This is a genomic window from Micromonospora sp. D75 (genome assembly GCF_018070405.1).
In the GTDB taxonomy this organism is placed as follows: domain Bacteria; phylum Actinomycetota; class Actinomycetes; order Mycobacteriales; family Micromonosporaceae; genus Micromonospora; species Micromonospora chalcea.
In genome coordinates this window covers 1-5,245 of record NZ_JAGPXV010000421.1, presented here as the reverse complement: position 1 = coordinate 5,245, position 5,245 = coordinate 1, and the positions used below count along the sequence as shown (strand labels likewise).

Genomic DNA, 5,245 nt, shown 5'->3' with positions numbered 1-5,245 from the left:
TCGATGGAGGTGATCCGGTTGATGGACAGGAAGATGCGTCGTCGCATCGGCATCTCCGCGACCAGGCCGACCACCTCCGGCGGTCGCTGGGTCGCGCGCATCCGCGCCACCGCGTCCCGGACGCGGCCGACCTGATCGCCGTTCGGGTCGAAAACGGCGACTCCGGCGAGTCGAGCGAGGTAGACCCGGTTCGGCGTGCTCACGGGCACCAGCCTAAGGGCCTACTCTCTAACAGCATGTCGACCTTGGGCTACGAGATCGTGGACGTCTTCACCGACCGCCCCTTCGCCGGCAACCCGCTGGCCGTGGTGTTCGGCGCGGAAGGGCTGGCCACCGAGCAGATGCAGGCGCTCGCGCTGGAGTTCAACCTGTCCGAGACGGTCTTCGTGCTCCCGCCGACACAGGTCGGCGCCACCTACCGGGCGCGGATCTTCACCCCCGCCGACGAACTGCCCTTCGCCGGGCACCCGAGCGTCGGCGCCGCGGTGACCGCGAGCCGGCGTGGCGTCTTCGGCGCGGGCCGGGTCACCCAGGAGTGCGGCGCCGGCGTCCTGCCGATCGAGGTGACTGCCACCGGCGCGACGCTCACCGGCGGCACGCCCACGCTCGGCCCGGAACTCGACCCGGAACCGCTGCTGGAGATGGTCGGCCTCACCGGCCCCGACCACGTCGGCCCGCCGCCGCGCGTCGCCGGGTGCGGCCTGGAGTTCCCCTACCTTCCGGTACGCCCGGACGCGGTGGCCCGGGCACGGTTGAACACGGCGGCGGCGGAGCGGTACGGCGTTGAGCACGTCAGCCTCTTCTCCTGGGACGCCGATTCGCAAACCGCGCACGCCCGGGTCTTCGTGCCGGGGCTCGGCGTGCCCGAGGACCCGGCGACCGGCTCGGCCGCTCTCGGCCTGGGCGTGTGGCTGGTCGCGAGCGGGCTGCTGCCCGGCGAGGGGCGCGCGGAGTACACCGTCCGGCAGGGCATCGAGATCCACCGCCCCTCCACGCTGACCTGCACGGTGACCGCCTCCGGCGGGCTGGCGCTGGGCGCGACCGTCTCCGGCCAGGTGATGCCGGTGGCCCGAGGCGAGATCACCGTCCCCCCGTTCATCGGCTGACCCCACCCCACCCCATCCCACCTTGTTGATCAAGGAGTTCGTGTCGGCGAACGGGCCTCTGGAGGACACGAACTCCTTGGTCAACCGGCCGGGGCGGGAGGGACGGGCCGGGATGGGGGAGGATGGCGGGGTGAGTGACGAGGTGGACGAGCGGGTGACTCCTCCGCTGGTGGACGAGGCGGTGAAGAAGGCCGCTGTCTGCTGGGTGAGCAGTGGCGGCGGTCCGGCGTACGCGCTGTGGTGCCTCCCGCTGGACGGCACGCTGCTGGTGGTCACCGGCCCCGGTGAGCAGGCCGCCCCCGGGCTGGCCGACAGCGAGACCGCCGAGGTCACGTTGCGCGGCGACCACGGCGGACGGATCGTCACCTGGTCGGCGCGGGTGACCCGGCTGCGACCCGGCACCGAGGAGTGGGACACGGCCGCGCCGCTGGTCGCGGCGAAGCGGCTCAACGCCTCAGGGGCCGCCGCCGAGCTGGTGGAGCGATGGGTGGCGCAGGGATGCGCGCTCAACCGGCTCGCGCCCGTCGGCGCCGTCGTGACCGGCGCCGACCTGCCGGACAGCTCGCTGAGTGAGCAGCCCCGGCCGGCCCCCGTGGTGCGGGCCGTCCGCAAGCCGTTCCGCCTGCACCGCGTCCGCCGCCGCTGACCGCGAACCGCCGGGGCGTCAGGCGGCCGCCCGATCCGACCCGGCCACGTCCGACGCCCCGCGTCCGACGGGCCCGGTCAGGCGACGGGGACCGGGTCGAGCAGGCCGAGCACGTCCGTCAGCGAGGTCAGCGACGGCCCGTCGAAGCCGTGGTCGGCGTTGAGGACCACATGGCCGGCCAGATCCGGCGCGGCCAGCCGGACCGCGCTCAGCCCGGCCCGTTCCGCGCCGGTCAGTTCCTGGCTGTCGCCGTCGCCGACGTAGAGGCAGTCGGCCGGCGCCTGGCCGAGCCGGTAACACGCGGCGAGGTAGAGCTCCGGGTCCGGTTTGCAGCGCCCGAGGCGTACCGAGAAGATCTGGGCGTCGAGCAGCGGCGCGACCGGGAGCTGCGGCAGGAACGCCGGCAGCTCGTGCGTGCAGTCGCTGACCAGCCCGGTGCCGACGCCCCGGCGACGCAGCGCGGCCAGCACCGGGACCGCCTCGGCGCGCAGCCGGGTGTCGGCGCGTACGGCAAGGTGCCGGGCGGCGACGGCGGCGCGTACCGCCGCGTCGGACGGGTGGACGCCGAGCCGGGCGCACACCCGGCGCATGGTGGACTCGGCGTTACCGAAGGAGCCGCTGGCCCGTTCGTAGAAGCTGCTGTCCAGCACCTCCATCAGGGCCTCGGGGGAGCAGCCGAGCAGTTCGGCGGTGGCGATGTGGGCGGCTCCACGCCGCGCGCCGTGGGTCAGGGTGCCGAAGAAATCGAACAGCACGGCCTGGAATCTGGGCATGAGGGAACGCCTCCGGACGTCGAGGGGGGAGATCGCCGGGACGCATGATCGTAACGGAGTGCTGACTTTCCGTGTCGGTCGGGTGTTCGTGTGAGGATTACCGCTCGTGCCGACCGTTCCGCATCGCCCGCCGCTCGACGTGTTGACGGTGGGCGCGCTCGCCCTGGCTGTCGCCTCGGTGTCGTCCTCGGCGCCGCTCGTGGCGTTCGCCGCCGCCTCGGCGCTCGCTGTCGCGTTCTGGCGTACCGCGTTGTCGGCTGCGGTCCTCGGGCCGGTGGCGCTGACCCGTCGACGAGCCGAGCTGCGCGCCCTGACGGTCGGGCCGGGCCGGCGTGAGGGCCTCTACTGCGTACTCGCCGGGGTCGCGCTGGCTGCCCACTTCGCCACCTGGATGCCGAGCGCGCAGCTCACCTCGGTCGCGGCCGCTACCGCGCTCGGCGCGACGCAGCCGGTCTGGCAGGGCCTGATCGCCCGCTGGCAGGGGCGGCGGCTGCCGGCGGCGGTGTGGGCCGGCATCGCGGTGGCCGTGCTCGGCGCGGCGCTCGCCACCGGCGCGGACTTCGGCGTCTCGGGCCGGGCGTTCGCCGGTGACCTGCTCGCGGTGGTCGGCGGCCTGTTCGCGGCCGTCTACACCGCCTTCGGTGAGCGGGCCCGGGCCAGCATCAGCACCACCACCTACACCACCGTCTGCTACGGCGTGTGCGCGCTGGTCCTGCTGGTGGTGTGCCTGGTCGGAGGGGTACGCCTGCACGGCTTCGAGGGCACGACCTGGCTGGCGATCCTCGGACTGGTGGCCGGCGCCCAACTGCTCGGCCACTCGATGTTCAACTACGCCCTGCACCGGGTCTCCGCGACCACTGTGAGCGTGCTGATCCTGCTGGAGGCGCCCGGCGCGGCAGTGATCGGCTGGGTGTGGCTGGGCCAGCTGCCCCGGCCGCTGGCCCTGCCCGGCCTGGCGGGGGTGGTGCTCGGCGGGGCGCGGGCCGGTCGCCGTGCCACGCCGGTCGCGGCGCCCGCCGACCCGGACCCGCTGGGCGACGCGGAGCGGGCGCGGCGACCCGGCGACGCGCCCGACTGAGCCGGTCGGGGCGAAGTCGCGCCGTTCCGGCCCCTGGACGGTCCCGTTTGCACGAAAGTGCTCAGGGTGGGGGCGGAGCGGGACGACGCGGCACAGGCGGGCACGGTCGTCACGCCCTCGGCCGAGTTCCCGCCGCTCGGCGACGAGGAACGGGCGGCCCTCGGCCGGATCGGCGAGCGGTGGCGCGGTCCGCGCCGCGCCGACGACCTGCCGGTCGACCCGACGCTGGGCCGGCACGACCACCATCCGGCGCCCACCCGCTTCGGCCGGCTGGCGCCGATCGACATGTTCACCGTGGCGCAGCCGGGGGAACTGGTCGCCACCGGCGCGGCCGACCTGCCCGGCAACCGGGCTGGCCGGTCGGTCGCCCGGGTCCGCCGGACCCTGATCGGTCCGCCGTTGTCCAGCGCGTCGGTGCTCTACGAGCGGATGCGCAAGCTGGTCGCGCTGCCGGTGCTCTCCTCGGATCTGCTCAGCTCCGTCGCGTACGGGCCGGAGGCGATGCTCGCGGTGCTGGTGCTGGCCGGGAGCGCCGCGCTCGGGCTGGCCCTGCCGCTGGCCGCCGTGCTGGTGGTGCTGATGGTCGCGGTCGGCCTGTCCTACCGGCAGACCATCCCGGCCTATCCGCACGGCGCCGGCTCGTACATCGTCGCGGGGGACAACCTCGGGCGTACGCCGGGACTCGCCGCCGCGGCCGGGCTGATGCTCGACTACGTGCTGACCGTGTCGGTGTCGATCGCGGCCGGGGTGCACGCGGTCACGTCGGCGCTGCCCGGCCTCGGCCGGTGGACCGTGCCGCTCGGGGTGCTGGTGATCGCCGTGCTGCTCGCCGGCAACCTGCGTGGCGTACGCACCGCCGGGAACATCTTCGTGCTGCCCACGTACGCGTTCGTGGTGGTGCTGCTCGTGGTGCTGGCGGTCGGGTACGCGAAGGCCGCCTCGCGGGGTTTCGCGCCGCTGCCGCCGCCCTCGGCGCCCGCGGCCGAGGGGCTGGGCCTGCTGCTGGTGCTGCGGGCGTTCTCCTCCGGGGCGGTGTCGATGACCGGCATCGAGGCGGTCTCGAACGCGGTGCCCGCGTTCCGCCCGACGGAGTGGCGCAACGCCCGCACCACGCTGGGCTGGATGGTCGCCATGCTGGTGACGCTGTTCGCCGGCCTGATCGGGCTGATCCACCTCGACGGTCTGGCGCCCCGCGCGGACGAGACGCTGCTGTCCCAGCTCGGCCGGGTCACGTTCCCAAGCGGTCCCGGGTACGCGATCCTGCAGGCCACCACCGCGCTGATCCTGCTGCTCGCGGCGAACACGGCGTTCAACGACTTTCCCCGGCTGCTGTTCTTCATGGCCCGGGACGGGCACGCGCCGCGCCGGTTCCTGCACATGGGCGACCGGCTGGCGTTCAGCAACGGGCTGGTGGCGCTGGCGCTGACCGCGGCGGTGGTGTTCGTCGCGTTCGGCGGGCACACCGAGCGGCTGATCCCGCTCTACGCGGTGGGCGTCTTCCTCGCCTTCACGCTGTCCCAGACCGGCATGGTGGTGCACTGGCGGCGCCGCCGGGGGCCGGGCTGGCGTCGCCGGCTAGCGGTCAACGCGGTCGGCGCGACGCTGTCCGGCCTGGTGCTGCTGACCGCGGCGGTAGCCAAGT

5 protein-coding genes and 1 pseudogene are annotated in these 5,245 nt (G+C 74.4%); 4 read left to right on the top strand and 2 right to left on the bottom strand.

Annotated elements, in window-relative coordinates:
* Positions 1-203 (bottom strand): annotated as a pseudogene (locus KBX39_RS22105) (magnesium transporter); the annotation flags it as partial.
* Positions 204-236: 33 nt separating this feature from the next.
* Here KBX39_RS22105 and KBX39_RS22100 point away from each other — a divergent pair.
* The gene (locus KBX39_RS22100; RefSeq protein WP_064447573.1) at positions 237-1,106 is read left to right on the top strand and encodes a PhzF family phenazine biosynthesis protein; all 870 of its coding nucleotides are present in this window, start codon (positions 237-239) and stop codon (positions 1,104-1,106) included.
* A 112-nt stretch (positions 1,107-1,218) separates the two neighbouring features.
* The gene (locus tag KBX39_RS22095) at positions 1,219-1,752 is read left to right on the top strand and encodes a hypothetical protein (RefSeq protein ID WP_210872297.1); all 534 of its coding nucleotides are present in this window, start codon (positions 1,219-1,221) and stop codon (positions 1,750-1,752) included.
* A gap of 77 nt (positions 1,753-1,829) precedes the next feature.
* Here KBX39_RS22095 and KBX39_RS22090 read toward each other — a convergent pair whose 3' ends face one another.
* A complete protein-coding gene (locus tag KBX39_RS22090) occupies positions 1,830-2,525 on the bottom strand; it encodes an HAD family hydrolase (protein ID WP_210872294.1) in 696 nt (231 codons plus the stop codon).
* 106 nt (positions 2,526-2,631) lie between these two features.
* Here KBX39_RS22090 and KBX39_RS22085 point away from each other — a divergent pair, with 106 nt between their 5' ends.
* Together KBX39_RS22085 and KBX39_RS22080 are read left to right on the top strand one after the other, a co-directional pair.
* The gene (locus KBX39_RS22085) at positions 2,632-3,603 is read left to right on the top strand and encodes a DMT family transporter (RefSeq protein WP_210872292.1); all 972 of its coding nucleotides are present in this window, start codon (positions 2,632-2,634) and stop codon (positions 3,601-3,603) included.
* A 66-nt stretch (positions 3,604-3,669) separates the two neighbouring features.
* Positions 3,670-5,245, top strand: a 1,576-nt coding sequence (locus tag KBX39_RS22080; protein WP_312247475.1) for an APC family permease, incomplete at its 3' end; no start/stop codon positions are given.

Bases quoted from the DNA above. Each gene is read 5' to 3' on its own strand.
- KBX39_RS22090 (WP_210872294.1), bottom strand. From the start codon at position 2,525: ATGCCCAGATTCCAGGCCGTGCTGTTCGATTTCTTCGGCACCCTGACC.
- KBX39_RS22100 (WP_064447573.1), top strand. From the start codon at position 237: ATGTCGACCTTGGGCTACGAGATCGTGGACGTCTTCACCGACCGCCCC.
- KBX39_RS22095 (WP_210872297.1), top strand. From the start codon at position 1,219: ATGGGGGAGGATGGCGGGGTGAGTGACGAGGTGGACGAGCGGGTGACT.